At 22.3% G+C, this 18,133-nt stretch carries 9 protein-coding genes; 3 read left to right on the forward strand and 6 right to left on the reverse strand.

All coding sequences use genetic code 11. The features are described from left to right. Nucleotides 1–7: 7 nt before the first annotated feature. From PXD04_RS14985 to PXD04_RS15005, 5 genes are read right to left on the reverse strand one after another with little or no spacing between them, the layout of a single operon-like run. The gene (locus tag PXD04_RS14985) at nt 8–1,744 is read right to left on the reverse strand and encodes a DUF6270 domain-containing protein (RefSeq protein WP_323735631.1); all 1,737 of its coding nucleotides are present in this window, start codon (nt 1,742–1,744) and stop codon (nt 8–10) included. Between the two features lie 12 nt (nt 1,745–1,756). Beyond that, nucleotides 1,757–2,818: an SGNH/GDSL hydrolase family protein gene (locus tag PXD04_RS14990; protein ID WP_323735632.1), complete on the reverse strand. Its 1,062-nt coding sequence runs from the start codon at nt 2,816–2,818 to the stop codon at nt 1,757–1,759. Nucleotide 2,819: 1 nt separating this feature from the next. Beyond that, nucleotides 2,820–3,740, reverse strand: coding sequence for an SGNH/GDSL hydrolase N-terminal domain-containing protein (locus PXD04_RS14995; RefSeq protein ID WP_323735633.1), 921 nt, complete (start codon nt 3,738–3,740; stop codon nt 2,820–2,822). After that, nucleotides 3,733–4,419, reverse strand: a complete 687-nt coding sequence (locus PXD04_RS15000) for a DUF6270 domain-containing protein (RefSeq protein ID WP_323735634.1) — start codon at nt 4,417–4,419, stop codon at nt 3,733–3,735. Before PXD04_RS15000 ends, PXD04_RS14995 begins: the two co-directional genes overlap by 8 nt. Nucleotides 4,420–4,427: 8 nt before the next feature. Beyond that, nucleotides 4,428–9,140 carry a glycosyltransferase gene (locus PXD04_RS15005; RefSeq protein ID WP_323735635.1) on the reverse strand — a complete coding sequence of 1,571 codons (4,713 nt, stop codon included), beginning with the start codon at nt 9,138–9,140 and terminating at the stop codon, nt 4,428–4,430. A 722-nt stretch (nt 9,141–9,862) separates the two neighbouring features. Here PXD04_RS15005 and PXD04_RS15010 point away from each other — a divergent pair. From PXD04_RS15010 to PXD04_RS15020, 3 genes are read left to right on the forward strand one after another with little or no spacing between them, the layout of a single operon-like run. Then, nucleotides 9,863–12,970, forward strand: a complete 3,108-nt coding sequence (locus PXD04_RS15010; protein ID WP_323735636.1) for a glycosyltransferase — start codon at nt 9,863–9,865, stop codon at nt 12,968–12,970. Beyond that, nucleotides 12,963–15,002, forward strand: coding sequence for a glycosyltransferase family 2 protein (locus tag PXD04_RS15015; protein WP_323735637.1), 2,040 nt, complete (start codon nt 12,963–12,965; stop codon nt 15,000–15,002). The genes PXD04_RS15010 and PXD04_RS15015 overlap by 8 nt, the downstream gene beginning before the upstream one ends. A 4-nt stretch (nt 15,003–15,006) precedes the next feature. Continuing rightward, a complete protein-coding gene (locus PXD04_RS15020) occupies nt 15,007–16,992 on the forward strand; it encodes an alpha-1,2-fucosyltransferase (RefSeq protein ID WP_323735638.1) in 1,986 nt (661 codons plus the stop codon). 54 nt (nt 16,993–17,046) lie between these two features. Here the strand turns inward: PXD04_RS15020 and PXD04_RS15025 are convergent, their stop codons facing one another. Then, the gene (locus PXD04_RS15025; protein WP_323735639.1) at nt 17,047–18,084 is read right to left on the reverse strand and encodes a phosphorylcholine transferase LicD; all 1,038 of its coding nucleotides are present in this window, start codon (nt 18,082–18,084) and stop codon (nt 17,047–17,049) included. Nucleotides 18,085–18,133: the final 49 nt, after the last annotated feature.

An 18,133-nucleotide genomic window follows, 5' to 3' on the forward strand; every position in this document is an offset into this window, starting at 1 on the left:
GTTTGTTCTATTGTTCAAAGTATAATCTTTTAATAATGGTTGAAAATTTTTTATATAACATTATGTTTCCTGTGTCATTAATGTAATTATTACTTGAAGTACATATATCTCTATTATTAACATTGTAAATGTCTGAAAAATCAAAATATTTAATTTCTTTATATTTTTTTGTTGTTTTTTTGATGTTGGTGATTTTTTGTTTTTTTGTGTTGTTGATTGTTGACCAGCAGATTATATTTTGTGTTTTTAGAGTTAGTTGTTGTAGTATTTCGTTTAAATTTTCTTGTACTATTGAATCATCTTGGTTATAATAATCTATTTCGAATATTATTAAGTCATATTTTTTTATGTTATTGTTTTTTAGGTAGTAATTTATTTTGTCTAAGTAATTTCTATTGTTGAATGTTATTGTGTCGATTTTGTGTTTTGTTTTTCTTTTTAATATGTTGGGGAACATTGTTCCGGTTGTTGTGCATCCAATTCCATAGCTGTGAATTCCGCCTAGTATTAGTATGTTTTTTTCGTAGTTTGGTTGGTTGTTTTTTATTTCTTTTTGGTTATCTATTTCTATTGATATGTTGGTTAGGTTGCTTAGTATTGGTCCGTAAATTATGTATTCATGTTCTTTGTTGTCATTTATCATTTGTGTTAAGTCGATTGTTTTTTCATTATATCTGGCGTATGTTTCGATGTTGTACCATTGGTTATTTTTTTTATATAGTATTGTTAGTCCTTCTCTTGCGGTTATTCCAACATGGGGGTAGTTTCCTGTATTTTTATTTTTGACGTTGTATTTTATTGTTATTTTGTTTGCGTTTGTTTTGAAGTTGAATGGTTCGTTTTTTTGTATTATGTTTTGGTTTGGGTGAATTTCGTATTTTAATATTTTTTTATCTTTTGTTTCTATTATTTTGTTTGTTGTGTTTGTGTTTTTATTCCATTCTTTTAGTTTGTTGTTTATTTCTTGGTTTTTTAGTTTTTTCATTTTGATTATTTGTTTCATATCGTTATATACTAAGTTGTAATGTTTTTTTGTGTAATGTACGGGATATTTTCCCCATATATGTTTTTCATCCCATAACATGTTTTGAGTTTGATTTATAACGATTACATCATAGTTTTTTTCTATATAATCCTCGAATCTTTTTATCATAGGATTATGAATACTTTGAATTTGATGATAATTTTTATCTAATACTATATTTCTGTTTTTATTTAAACCATATTCGGCTATTTTTACTTTATTTAATATTATCGTTATGTTTGGGTGGTCTTTTTTCATTTTGTTGAAAAATTGGTCGCAACTTTTTGTCCATAGTTTATAATATTCTTCGGGGTTTGTTTCTACTGTAATTACTTCTTTATTTTTCATATTTTTGAAAAAGGTGGTATGTGGATAATCCCAGAAATTATTTGTAAAAATGTAATCATTGTATTTAATGATTCCAAATATTGATTCAAAGAACATATCCATAATTAAATAATCAATATTATCATTTAATTTGTTGAAATAGGACTTGTTTAAATCCTCTTTAATTATGCTGGTACTATATTTATAATCGGGCACATTATCTGGTATTTCAATTGATTTTTCATTAAATGGAACTGGTTTTGACATTAAACTAATCAAAGATGTTCTTACACCATGTACGCAGCGTTTAAAATATTCTTTATAATTGGAATTATGTGCACTTCTAAAATTATCTGCTGAAATACATGATCCGAAAAAAGCTAAGTTGATCATAAAATCACTCAATTATATTTTTAGTAATCTAATTATTTCATCTGCAATTTTATTCATTCCATAATCTGTGTAATGGCATCCATCTATACACACATAATCATACTCATCTTCTTCAAAAATATTTTTTTGATTTAGAAGTACTGTATTCTCATTATTTGTGATAGCATTTTTATAAGTATTTTTAACTATCTCATCATATGGATCGAGTCCTTTCCAATTATTAAAATTTGATGATGTCATTAAAATAATTCTTATTCTTGGATGATATTCTCTTATTTTTTTATAAAATTTTTCATATCTACTTTCGAATTCATATTTATTAAATGCATTTCTTGTATAATCAATAACTATTCCTGAACAATTAAATTTACCAATTAAATCTGCCATTTCTTCAGAGCCTCTACAACATAAAGAAATTGATAAATTTAATATATTTTTATCTAATTTTTTACTTATCATATTTGGAAAAGTATTACTACTTCTTGAAGCTGCAGCACCTTGGGTAATTGAATTTCCATAAAATATTATTGGGATATTTTTCTTTCCATCATATTCTATCGGAAAAATATTAGATTTTTTTTCAATACCTATATACATTTCTTCGATTACATTATAACTTGGTAAAAATATGCATAAAAATCCATTTAATGAATTATTTATAATTTCTGCAAACAAATTTTCTCCGTCTTTTGGTGAAAAAACAGTTCTATGAATATATTCATTGTTTATAACATTATAAACATCAAAACCCATAGAATTCCAATTAACCATCTTATGATAGCCCCATTTTCGTTTTAATCTAATTTTAAATATTATTTTCGATGAATCCGTTTTAAAACGAATTCTAACACCACAAGGAGATTTATTTAAATTATTCATTTCTTGAACAGCAACTTCTCCAAATTGTTTCATTTCTTTTTGAACAACCGGAGGAAATTTATTAAAATCTACTATATTATTACAAGTATTCACTAATCCAAAAAAATATTCTGGATGTTCCATAAAATTAATGAATACATATTCATCTTCATTAATGTTTAATATTTTATCATTTATATTTTCAAGGTATTGCATTTTAAATCTCCTTTATTATATTTGAAAATTTTTTATATAACATTATGTTTCCTGTGTCATTAATGTAATAATTACTTGAAGTACATATATCTTTATTATTTGAATCATATAGTTCTGAAAAGTTGAAATATTTAATTTCTTTATATTTTTTTGTTGTTTTTTTGATGTTGGTGATTTTTTGTTTTTTTGTGTTGTTGATTGTTGACCAGCAGATTATATTTTGTGTTTTTAGAGTTAGTTGTTGTAGTATTTCGTTTAAATTTTCTTGTACTATTGAATCATCTTGGTTATAATAATCTATTTCGAATATTATTAAGTCATATTTTTTTATGTTATTGTTTTTTAGGTAGTAATTTATTTTGTCTAAGTAATTTCTATTGTTGAATGTTATTGTGTCGATTTTGTGTTTTGTTTTTCTTTTTAATATGTTGGGGAACATTGTTCCGGTTGTTGTGCATCCAATTCCATAGCTGTGAATTCCGCCTAGTATTAGTATGTTTTTTTCGTAGTTTGGTTGGTTGTTTTTTATTTCTTTTTGGTTATCTATTTCTATTGATATGTTGGTTAGGTTGCTTAGTATTGGTCCGTAAATTATGTATTCATGTTCTTTGTTGTCATTTATCATTTGTGTTAAGTCGATTGTTTTTTCATTATATCTGGCGTATGTTTCGATGTTGTACCATTGGTTATTTTTTTTATATAGTATTGTTAGTCCTTCTCTTGCGGTTATTCCAACATGGGGGTAGTTTCCTGTATTTTTATTTTTGACGTTGTATTTTATTGTTATTTTGTTTGCGTTTGTTTTGAAGTTGAATGGTTCGTTTTTTTGTATTATGTTTTGGTTTGGGTGAATTTCGTATTTTAATATTTTTTTATCTTTTGTTTCTATTATTTTGTTTGTTGTGTTTGTGTTTTTATTCATGTTTTTCATCCCATAACATGTTTTGAGTTTGATTTATAACGATTACATCATAGTTTTTTTCTATATAATCCTCGAATCTTTTTATCATAGGATTATGAATTTCATTTAATTTATTAAATGGTTCATCAAATATAATATTTTTATTTGAATTTAAACCCCAAGGAGTTAATTTTACTTTATTTAGTATTATTGTTATGTTTGGGTGGTCTTTTTTCATTTTTTTGAAAAATTGGTCGCAACTTTTTGTCCATAGTTTATAATATTCTTCGGGGTTTGTTTCTACTGTAATTACTTCTTTATTTTTCATATTTTTGAAAAAGGTGGTATGTGGATAATCCCAGAAATTATTTGTAAAAATGTAATCATTGTATTTAATGATTCCAAAAAAGGATTCAAAGAACATATCTATAATTAAATAATCAATATTATCATTTAATTTATCAAAGAATGTTTTGTTCAAATCATCATAAATATAACTTTTACGTGATAAATAATCTGTAATAGACTCAGGTATATCTATATATTTTTTGTCAAATGGGACAGCTTTTGATGTTAAACTAATCATAGACATTCTTACTCCATGTAGTTCACGATTAAAATATTCTTTATAGTTTGGATTAAAGATACTTCTGAAAGTATCGATAGAAGCACATGATCCGAAAAAAGCTAAGTTAATCATATATTCACCTAATTATTTTTTATCCAAGCATAATTTCTTTGACAATTATTATTATCTGAAAATTTGTAGAATTTTTCTACTCTTTCTTTATATTTTGACTTCATTAAACAATTATTTTCTAAATATTTTCTTATAGTCTCGATTAGCAAGTCCTCTGTTTTAATAATCTCTCCAAAGCCCATATTTTCATAATTAAAATAACTTTTTTTAGTATCAAAATTAAACTGTTCATAATATTGATAATATATTATAGGTTTCTTTAAATATGCAAAATCAAAAGATACTGATGAATAATCAGTAATTAATAAAGATGATTCTCGGAATAATTTATCGTATGGAATGGAAGTTCCATTAATAACCTCTTTAGGAATTTCTAATAAATGGATATATTTCTGAAGATTTGGATGTGGTTTAAACACTAATTTATATCCATTGTTATGCAATATTTCAAATAATTTTTTATTATTTAATAATTTTTTTAAATTTTTAAAATATGTTGAAGATAACAATTCCTCTTTATTATCATCATTATTTCGCCAAGTTGGAACTAATAATATTTGCTTTTTAATATCTTTTTTGTTTGTTTTCAATAAATCGTGTCTAGGAAATCCTAATATTTTTATAATATTTTCATTATACCCATATCCTGAATTTATAAATGAATCATGTTCATATTTTGAAACAGTTGAAATTAAAGATAAATTTTTTTCATATCTTTTTAACCAAGTTGAAACATTGTTTACTGTAACTCCATGTTGAATAAAGTATTTTTTTGCAGTAGTTAACCCACAATAATATGAATAATAAGGATAAAATGGATTATGTACTTCTTCATCAGGATGTGAAACTATTATTTTATCAGCAAATAAATATAATAATTTATGTTTTAAACTATTATATTTGATGATGTGTTTCTTATGTTTTAATTTTGAATAATCTTCACTATTTTCACTAATTACATAAAATTTCATTATGTTATCCTTTTGATTAATAGCATAATTAAATAATGCTTCAGAATTATCTCCAGCTAGATTTATTCTATCCATAAAAATCCATATATTTTTCAAATATTTAAAATATTTAATTATAGGGAACAATAGTAAATAGATAAGTCTTAGTTTATAAGTATGTTTAAATACAGGATTATCATTATTTTTAAATTGTTTTAATGTATCTTTTTCTAATTTTACTAATTTTTTATATGAATAAGGATATATTTTGAAAGAATTATTTTCATATGTTAATATAGTATCTTGATAAATTGAATACTTATTATATTTTGATATATTACAAAATTTATTAAAGTTAATACCTACATTTACAGTTTTTAAATTATCTTTTGAAAAATCTTTTTTATTCTTATTTTTATGATAATTCAATTCTAGATTTACACTATTAATTTCAGCAGAGTCTAAAGGTATTTCTATTTCAAAACTTGAGTTATATTTCCATATTTTTGATAAAAATTTTTTATCTTTACGTAATGTATAAAAAATAGGTTTTGATATATACCTTTCTTGATTATTTTTTATAGCAGATATTGAAAGATGTTCCCGATTAAAATATGAATTAAATAATCCTGAAATTAGTAATTTTGATTCCTTGATTTCTATTATATCTAACCAAATTTGATGAGTTTTTAATTGATCTAAAACAATTTTGTTTGTTTTAAGTTTAACATTATTATTTTCGATAATAATTTTTTGTCCATTTTTTAGAGTATAAAAAAATTTTTTTAAATCTTTGTTTTTAATATTAAAATTATTTAGAATAACTTCATTTTCTATATAATTTAAGATTATATTTAAATAATATAAAAATTCTTCATGTTCCATATCATCTTTAAATACATTTATGTCTGATATATTTAAAATCCATTGAATATCATACGCCATCATGTATTGAATGAAATATGGTATATGTAACTCATAGTCTAAACAATATTTAATTAAATCTAAAAAATGATATTTTAGTCTAGGAGTATAATGTAAAAAATTGTTTCCCATAGTATCCAATGTTGATTTTTCATTTTCTCTTCTTCTATAGAAATATTTTGATGAATTAATGACACCCAATGTTTTTTTATTTAATAATATTTTGTTTATTACATTTGCATCTTCAGAACCCATAAATCCTGTCTTAAATCTAATATTTTCAAACATTTCCGATTTAATAAATGTTGAAGATATAGTTAATTGGGGATTGTTTGGTTCTTTTAAAAGATCAATTACTCTTTCTTTCTTAAATTTATAATTTAATATGTGAGGAGAGTTGGTTCTTCCAAATTGATATAAGGGGAGTGCGACAACATCTGTTTCATCAGAATGCTTTTCAAAGAAATTATAAACATCTTTGAAACAATTATAACTTAAATAATCATCACTATCTAAAAAATTAACATATTTTCCTTTAACATGGTTTAATCCATAATTTCTTGCACTTGATTGCCCTTGGTTTTCTTGTTTTAATGATAATATATTATCTGGATATAACTGTTGATATTTATCAATAATTTCTTGGGATGAATCAGTACTTCCATCGTTTACTAAAATTAATTGTACATTATGTACAAAACCAATTGATTGTGTTATTATGGATTGAATCGCATCATCTAAATATTTTTCAGTATTATAAATGGGCATAACTACTGTGAACTCTTTAAATGAATCTTTTTCTTTAAATGTTTCATAAGTATTGGATAATAATAATTTTTTTGTTCTATTTCTAATTTTAATATCTAATTCATTTATATTTAGTTTATATTCATCTTCATCTGTTTTGTTGAAGGATATAATGCTACTAAAATCTTCTTTAAGAAGTTCCCAAAATTCTGATTTATATTTGGGTGCAGTCTGTGAATATCTTGTTAAACAACCATTAATCATTTTATTATATAATTGTTTTTTATATATTTTTAAACGATCTTTTTTAATGAAAATGTCTCTAATATGTTTAAAAACTTTTACAATGTCTTTATAATTATTGTCTGAATTAGATGTTACAGTAGATCCATATCGATTAATTCGATATGTATATAATGGTTCTTCAATTACTGACATTCTAATAGCATTTAAATATATATTATAGAAAAATACTTCATCTTCAAATATTATATTTTCTGGAAATTTAATATTCTTGTTTAATAAAAAATTTTTATTATATAATTTATTAATAGGGGTAACTGATATTTCATTAGTAAATTCTAAGGTGTGCCAATGATTAAAAACTGGTTTTTTAAAGTTATCAAAACATTTTAAAGAATAATACCAATCATTTGTATTTTCCTTTTTAGTAATATCATCATATGTCTTAACAGCACACATTACAATATCTAAATCTTTTTGTATAGCTTTTTCATATAACTTTTTAAACATATCTTTATCAATGAAATCATCACTGTCTACAAAACCTATATATTTTCCAATTGCATGATCAATACCTAAATTTCGAGCAATTGCTTGACCTTCATTTTTCTTTGAAATAATTTTTATTCTAGAATCTTCTTTAGCATATTTCTCAATAATTTTTAAAGAATTGTCTGTTGATCCGTCATCAATACAAATTATTTCTATTTCTTTTAATGTTTGATTTATAACACTTTTTAAGCATTCGTCTAAGTATTTTTCAACATTATATACTGGGATAATTATGGAGACTTTGATATTTTCGTTATACTTTTGATTATTATTAATTATTTTCTTTAAATGAGTATTGTCAATAGAATTATATTCATTAAATTTGATATTTTTAAACAGATTTATGAAATCTTCATTTATATATTCTGTTTTTATTAAATTTTTTTCATCGATATGTTCTAGAATTTTTTTAATGTTATTATATATTTGTGGAAAATTGTTTAATAAATAATTTAAATTTGCATTTAAAATGAATTCCTTTAAATCATATAAAATGTTTTCTTGAATGAATGTTGGAACATTTTTAAATTCATTTAAACATTTATCTAATAATTTTAAATGACATTCATCAAATCTTTTAGAATAATACTTTTTATCAAATATTATGCTATCAGAAATTCCTAAAAAGTCCATATGTTTTCTGTAATAATACTTTGCTTGATTTATAAAACAAACATTGCTATTATACAATAAATAAGTATTTACGAATAAAAAATCTTCTGAAAAATTTAAATTTTCGTTAAATGTAATGTTATTTTTTTCTATTTTTGCTGAGTTGAAAAATGTATTTGTTACAGAAGTAACTGGATAAGGATACTCCTCTTTTAAATTGAATACTTTGTTTAAATATTTTTTATTTACAATATTTTCTCTGTTTTCTTGTTCAAAATAAATTTTTTTGATTGAAACTAAATCCACATTTGTACTATTAAAAGTATTATACACTTCTTCTAGACAGTTTTCAGACAAGTAATCATCACTATCTAAAAAATTTATATATTCTCCCTTAATGTATTTTAGGCCCTGATTTCTTGCATTTGATTGTCCTTGATTTTCTTGTTTTATTGTTACAATATTGTCTGGGTATAATTTTTTATAGTAATCTATTATATTTTGTGAAGAATCTGTACTTCCATCGTTCACTATAATTAATTGGACATTGTTTACAAAACCAATGGTCTGATTTAAAATAGAATCAATTGATTTATCTAAATAGTTTTCAGAATTATAAACACTCATTATAATTGAAAATTTAAATGGAATACTGTTATTTGAAGGTATATCCTCAAAATTAATGAAAATCACCACGATTAATAATTAAAATGTTTTTAGAAGTTAGTTATATATACTATAACAAATGCATCGTTTTTTTATAATTTTAATATAATATAGAAAAATTTCATACTAAAATAAACTATTGATTAAATCTCTTTGTTCAGTATATAATTTGTTATATTAAGCTATAACGAAATAAATAAATACGAAACATTGTTAAATTTCATTAAATTAAATAATTTTAATTAATTTCAAAAAAAAAATTGATATAACATATTAATTTAATTAAAAAATTAAAAGATATTTATCCTTCAAAAACAGTTCATACAATCTTTTAATATTTATCTTAAAGTATAAGTTTAAATAGGGAATAAAATATTTTTTAAATAACATTTCGATGAGATATAAATAGACAAATAATATTTAATTATTACCACATAAAATTAAGATTACATAATTTGTTTGTTAGTAATAACATGAAAAATAGCTAAAATATTATCAAAAGAAGTTATTTAAAATACATAATATTATATATTTATTTTGATAAATGATATATTAGTAAATATTTTAAAGAAATTGTTCGTTATAGCTTAATATAACGAAATGAAATAAAAACTAATAATTTTATAATATATTATTAATTTAAAGGAAAATAATTTATTTTTTAAAAGAATGTTTTTTCTGTAATTATTTAATATTTTTTTTTATTTGGTTTGATTATTTTAAAATTAATTAAATAAGAGGTTATTTAATTGTATGATTTATCTATAATATTAATGGGAAATGATGATGAAAAAATTAAAAATATTATTGAATCAATCCTAGAAAATAATGATAAAAATGATTTAGAAAAAATAGAATTCATTATTAATAATGATTTAGCATATGCTAATCTTAATAAAAGGGACTTATTTTATTTAAATATTAACTTAATTAATTCTAAAGATTCTTTTAATGGTTATAATCAAGCATTAAATAATGCAAAAGGATCTTATTTATTTTTTCATGATTTAAATGATACTCTATTTAATTATTCTATTAATTTAATGATTTCTAGTATAAAAAATAAGGGTAATGATATTTTAGTGTATGATTATATAAACGTAAATAAAAATGAATATATTCCAAATAAAATATTCTCCTCATCAAATAAAAATTCTGAATTAAATATAAATAATATGGATTTGATATCAAATCATACAATTTTAGGATCCTATCTTTTCAAACGAAAGTTATTAATAGATAATAATATCCAATTTAGGTCATTATTGGATTATAACTTCGTATTCATTATAGAAACTTTATTACACAGTGACAATATTAGTTATTTAAATAAAATTCTTCTTAAACATGGCTTAAAAAATAGATCCAATGATTTTTCTTATTATTTGAGTAAAATTGATACATTTAATTATTTATCTGACTTAATTAATAATGAAGATCCAAATTTTTTAGATTGTTTAACTTATGAATTAATTAATTATATTGAGAACTTTATTAAAAGTGATTTAAGTAAAAGAGAAAGATTTGATATAATTATTTATGGAAGTACTTTTTTTGAAAATTTTGTGGATAAATTGGATAAGAGGTATGATAAATATAATTTATTTTTAAGATTAATCAAACAAAGATTAATAAATGAATCAGTTGAAGTATCCCTTTTATTAAAAAATATAATTACTGAAGATACTGTTGAGTTAATTAATTTAGATAATAGGGAAATAATATTTGTTTTTTATGGATTAGAGTATGAAATAGGTGGAATGGCTAAAGCAATTTTCAATAGAGCGAATATATTAGTTAATCAAAACCTTAACATTACACTAATTAATTTAGAACCGTATGTGAACCATAATATATTAGAAAAATTTCATGATTATAATTTTATTGAAAAAAACTTTCGTAAGTTGGGTTATTTAGATGAAAATCTAAAGTTATTTAATATTTTTGATTATTTATATAAAAAAAATTCTACAGATAAAAATGATACATACCAATCAGATGAGTATAACTTAATCAATAAAAGTAAAAAAGTCAATTTCATTAACGATTACATAATTGAATCTATTGATACACAAGATGATTCAGAAATATACTATTATTATGACTTAAATGACTTTGAAGATAATGAAATAACTGTAATTAAAAAACTTAATACAGCACCAATTCCAACAAACCTGGAAGAATTAAGTATTTCAAAAGATTTTAATAAAAAAATTCTTAAATCCGAATTATATATAGGGGATACATTAAGAATTAGGAACGAGTATCATAAATCAAATTATATACTTTTTGAACGTTTTTATGGTAATGATGGATTTAACTTTTTAACTATTCATCATCATAAAGGTCCTAATTTCATTTTGAAAAACAAGAATAATAAATCAGAAATTTACTTCAAAAGTATACAAGAATTATTTGGTTATTTATTAGAATATTACTGTTTAAGTTCTTCAAATAAACCATTTTTAGTAAATGATTGTTCTGGTCCGATACCTAGTATTGAAAATGTATCTGGTGAAGTAGCATATACTATTGGAAATCTGCATTCTAATCCTTATTTAGAATCTCATTGTTATGGAAGTAAGATGAGGGAAATTTCAATATTAAAAAATATTAAAAAATTAGATTCATTAATAACTCTTACTAATTCAGAACAAAAAGATTTAATTAAAGAATTTAAAACAGATAACATATTCGTTATTCCGAATACATTAGATTTTAAGGAAATAATAGAATTAGACCAGATGAATATTCCTAAAAATAATAAAAAATTTTCAATTTTTGCAAGAATTGCGAGTGAAAAAAATTTATCTGATCTAATTCAAGCATTTGCACAAGTTACTCAAGTAGATCCTGATGTTTTTTTATGTATTTATGGAAGATCTTTAACAGATGATGAAATTAAAGAATATGAAAAACTTAAAAAATTAATTAAAGAATTACATTTAGAAAATAATGTTTTCTTTAAGGGACATATTGAAAATGTATCCGAAGAAATAAGAACATCCATAGCTACATTGCTAGTTTCGGATATTGAAGGTATGCCAATGGTTATCATTGAATCTATGATGAATAAAGTACCTGTAATTAGTTATGATATAAATTTTGGGCCAAGGGATGTAATTACTAATAATGTTGATGGATTTATTGTAAAACAATATGATATAGATGAATTATCTGAAAAGATATTGTATCTATCTAAACATCCGGAATTATCAGAGACTATGGGTATCAAGGCAAGGGAAAATATAATGGAAAATTATTCCTCAGATAAAATTTATACTAAATGGGCAAATGTTTTTCAGAAAACTTATGCAATCAATACACTAAAAAAATATAAGCTATTAACGGATTTAAATGAAAACAGGACTAGAATAAACGAATTAGAAAATAATTTAAACGAATCTAAATTAAAAATAAAACGGGATAATATTCAATTAAATAAAAATATTAATTTATTAAAACATGAAATTGAACAAGAAAATCATAATATAAATATTATTCATCAAGATACGGAACATATAAACACTACTATAAAATATTATCAAGTAAACAGTAAGTTTAAAAGAAAAATTTTATTCTTCCTTCCATTTTTATATATTCTGTACTGTCATAAGGATATAATTTCAACATTTAAATTATATTATAAATTACAAGATAATCCTTGGTTTAATATAGGATATTATTTAGATAAAAATCAAGATATTTCCCGTAAGAAATGGTGTGAATATTTAACGATTGAATTACATTATGTTTGTCATGGATTTTATGAAAAACGATTACCAAATCATGATTATAAAAATAATTTAACTAAAGAACAATTAATTAACATTTTAAAAGAGGATAATAATGTATAAGATTTCAGTAATTTTACCAGTATATAATGTTGAAAAAACTATTAATTCAGCATTTGATTCCTTGTTAAATCAAACAATAGGTTTTTCAAATCTTGAAATAATATTTGTTGATGATTGTTCAACAGATAATAGTGCTAATATTATAAAAAATTTAATGAAAAAATATTCAAACATTAAATATTACAAACTAGATGAAAATAGTGGAGTTGGAGGAAAACCACGTAACCTAGGAATAACATATGCAACATCTAAATATGTCATGTTTTTAGATCCTGATGACACGTATTACGAAGATGCATGTGAATTATTATATGTGAATATGATTAGTAATAATGTGGATATGGTTTCAGGTAATTTTACTATTAAAAAAAATAATACACGAATAAAAGCCGAAAACTTTGAAAATTATATGAATATACATTATGGAACTTATAAAATTCAAAATATTAGAGAAAATACAAGTTTATTAAAATTATCACCTGCGGTTTGGACAAAAATATTTAAGAGATCATTTTTAATTAATAATAAAATAGAATTTTTAGAATATGTGCCAGCTGAAGATTTATATTTTGTTTATAAAGCATTAATAAATGCTAATGGGATAATGTACATTGATGAAAACATAGTATATTATGATACTCGAACAGATGAAAATGAATCCATGTCTGTAACATCAATCCGTAATAATAAAATGTTAATCGGTTATATTTATGCATATAGGAAATTATTCCATTTATTAAACAATTTTGATAATAAGTTAGGTTGGATTGCTTCAATGCATTTATATTTCGGATCTATTCAATTTGTACATAGTACTCTATCCAAATCAGATAAATTAGAATTTCTATCAAATGCCCGAAATTTATATAAAGTATTTATGAATAATGGAAAATTAAAACCATTTAAAAATTATGAGAATTTATTTAAATTAATTTTAAATAACAAACTAATTAACGCTATAAATGTTTCAGAACAAATGAAATATTACTTAGATGAAAATAAAAAGTTAGAAACTGATTTAATATATTATTTATTAATTAATAAAAAAGAGAAAAAAACAAAGTTAGACAATGTCATGAAAAAATATGAATTGTTAAGAAAAAATAATTATGACATTATTTTAGTTGAAATTGATATTAACTCTAAAATTAATAGAAAAAATATCCAAATAAATTATTCTGATCTTGAAATTTCTAATAAACAACTTAATCTAAAAAATAAAAGAATTAGTATTTCAGATAATTCATATATTAACTCTTCTAAAAATACTGCAAATAATCTAATTAATAAACTGTGGAAAAATAAAATATTAAAAGATGAATCTGATCTAGTGTCTTATATAATAAACAGAGAAAATATTGAAACAAACAGAGATTATGGAATAATCAATGAATATAATGACAACATCACTAATTCATTTAATCTAAATTCATATGAAATAACTTTACCAAAGTATGATAAGTCCAATAATTTTTTTAAACAATGGAAAGAATCTCATAAAAATTATTATTGGAATAAGATAAATGATGAATCAAAAATAATTTTATTAAATGAAACAGAAAATAAAAAAAATAATTTACTAAAAGAACTAAATAAATTAGAAAATAATCAATATAAATCCAATTATACGGTTTTAAATAAACTTAAAACGAATAAACATAACACACATAAAATTTTCACGGATATTGATGAAAGATATGCTCATAAAAAAACAACATTAGAATATTATAAATTAAAAAGCAAAATTAAAAAGAAATTACTTTTGTTTTTACCTTACTTATACATTATTTATAAACATGAAAATATACTAACAAATTTTAAATTATACTCATTATTACAGGATAATAATTGGTTCAATACAGGATATTACTTAAATAAAAATTCAGACATTTCCAGAAATAAATGGTGTAAACTATTTACTCCCGAAACACATTATGTATGCCATGGACATAACGAAAAAAGAAAACCTAATCCTAATTATGATATTAATTTAACAAAAAAAGAAATTATTAAACAATTGGAAATAAAGTGATATTATGATAATTATTAAATTAAAAGGTGGTTTAGGAAATCAATTATTTCAATATGCTTTTGCATGTTCATTAGCTCATTCATTACATGTTGAATTATTTTTAGACATTTCCTATTTTTCACATAATGAACCAAGAAAACATGTTATTTATGGTTTAAATGCATATAATATTAAAGGAATAGTTGGTTATTATCCATTTGCAGAAAAAACTTCAGTAAGTATGAATTATCTACCACAATCAAATATAGTAAAATATGAAGAAGGCATAAAAGATTTGTTTCCAGAAACTTTTTATGACTATGAAATTATTGAAAAAATTAAAGATTTAGAATTACCTGCTTTTTTTGACGGATATTTCCAACAACAAATAAAGAATAATAAAAGCAGCATAATAACAGAAAACTTTTTTAAAAAAAATAATAAGATTATTCATGAGAATTTAAAGTATAACCTTCCTATTTCAGATAAATATCAAAAAATCATAAAAGATATGCAAAAATATGATTCAGTAGCAATTCATATTAGACATGGAGATTATGAAAATATAATAAATTTTGGACTTTGTAGTTCAGAATATTATGAAAAAGCAATAAAATTTTTTGAAAAAAAATTAGATAATCCAAAATTTTTCATTTTTACAGAAGATCATGAATGGGTAAAATCAAACTTAAGCTTTAATTCACCTATAAAACACATTTATTTTAATGAAAAAATAGACTCATATAGCAGAGGATATGCTGAACTTCTTAAATTAATGTCTTCTTGTAAACATTTCATTATCGCAAATAGTACCTATAGTTGGTGGGGATCATTTTTAAGCGAAAATAAGAATAAAATAATTGTCACACCAAAACCATGGTTCCAAGATAGGAGTATAATAGAAACAGATACCATTGATAACATTAATACCATTAAATTCAAAAACAATTATGAAAAAGTATTCAATGACTCTGAAATCACATTATATGACCTAAAAAATGACACACCCCATTTAGAAGAAATGTGTATTAAAAAAAGAAATAATTATCTAATACTAAAAAATTTATCTAAAGAATCAAAAATATACCTAGAAAATATTGAAGAAAAAGAAGAACAAAATCAAGCAATAATAAATATTTCACTAAAAACCAACAATATGAATTGTTTAAAAATATATTACAAAACATTAACAGAAGATTATTGTGAAAAAAATACATTATCATTATACTATTATAAAAATGAAAATATTAACCATTATCTAATAATACCCAAAGAAGCACTAATAGACTCATTACTCATAAAACCAGTAACATTAAACACAGATTATACCTGCGAAATAGAAATTAAACAATTAAAAATCAAAGAAAAAACTTCAGATAAAGATTTAAATATAAATCAAATTTTCTCAGAAAATAAAAAATTAAAAAAAGAACTAAATATTAAAAATAAAATTCTTAACACAAACAAAAACATAATTTCATCAAATGAAAAAAATATCAAAGAATTGAAGGAGGATTTGAAGAATAGGGATGAGGTTATTTCGTCTAATCGTAGTGATATTTTGTCTTTGAAGGAGGATTTGAAGAATAGGGATGAGGTTATTTCGTCTAATCGTAGTGATATTTTGTCTTTGAAGGAGGATTTGAAAAGTAGGGATGAGGTTATTTCGTCTAATCGTAGTGATATTTTGTCTTTGAAGGAGGATTTGAAGAATAGGGATGAGGTTATTTCGTCTAATCGTAGTGATATTTTGTCTTTGAAGGAGGATTTGAAAAGTAGGGATGAGGTTATTTCGTCTAATCGTAGTGATATTTTGTCTTTGAAGGAGGATTTGAAGAATAGGGATGAGGTTATTTCGTCTAATCGTAGTGATATTTTGTCTTTGAAGGAGGATTTGAAAAGTAGGGATGAGGTAATTTTGTCTTTGAAGGAAGACATTAAGAAAAAAGACGATGAAATTATATTACTAAAAAACGAGTTTATTAATGCTTTAAAAGAAAATAAAAATTAAAATATCATTGAATTTAAAGTAAACTAATTAATGTACAGTTAACTGATTAATTATTTATTTATTCCAAATTTTATTTAAAAGATTTCCTTTTTTTGTTTTATTTCCCTTTTCTTCTACATCATTACATATTTTAGAACTATTAAACAATTTTAATTTGCTAATTTGCTCTTCATAACATTCAGATATGTGTTCTATCAATCTAGAATTAGAAAGTGCATTATGATGATGGATGATTTTTGGAACTTTCATAAAACTTTTTCCGTACATTTTCTCAAGATATTCTTTAGTATTATTAGGACAATAATACTTTCTGTTATTAAATGAAATAGTTTTCAATGGAAATATATCTTCTGTTTTATATTTAATTAAATTATAATCACAATTTAATCCATGTACTCCGTCAAAACCAGGAATTATTATATTTGTTTCATTTAAAGATAAATCTAATTTGTCATAGTATTCATTGATTAATTCTGTTTTTGGTATTCCTTTAATAGACTTTACATAAAATTCATCTCGAAAATCAGTATATATTTGATCATTAATTTTTTCAGAATTAACAGCATAATCAAACGGAAAAATATCAATAAAACCTAAATTATATACATTAAACTTCAATGCGTTTTCCTTAATTGAAGATGGTAGACGGCAAATTAAAGAAGGGAATGATATAATAAAATCTTTTTCAACAAGATATCCGTTTAATAAATATAAACAATCATCTAAATTATTTTCATTGATTTCATCATTAATTATTTTAAGAAATTTATTAAAATCTTTACGAGTCATACTTATATCAACATCATCATCCCATGGGATGAAAGAACTGTGTCTATATGCACCTAGTAATGTACCATAGTTTAACCACCATTTGATGTCATGTTTTTTACAAATTTTATCTATAAATGTTAACATTTCTGTTAGTAAATCTAACCTACATTTTAATAACCCCTTAGGTTTTAATTCATAATCTATGAAAATAGAATTAAATAAATCATTGTATGAATTTAATATTCTATTATTATTTTTTTCCATTTTATTCAAGCGTGAATTCAACTCAACATACTTTTTTTCTAATTCTTCGAACTCCATAATAATTATTATGTATTGACAAGTTAAATACTTATAGTTTTTAATTTAT

It is taken from the genome of Methanosphaera sp. ISO3-F5, from assembly GCF_034480035.2.
Lineage (GTDB): Archaea > Methanobacteriota > Methanobacteria > Methanobacteriales > Methanobacteriaceae > Methanosphaera.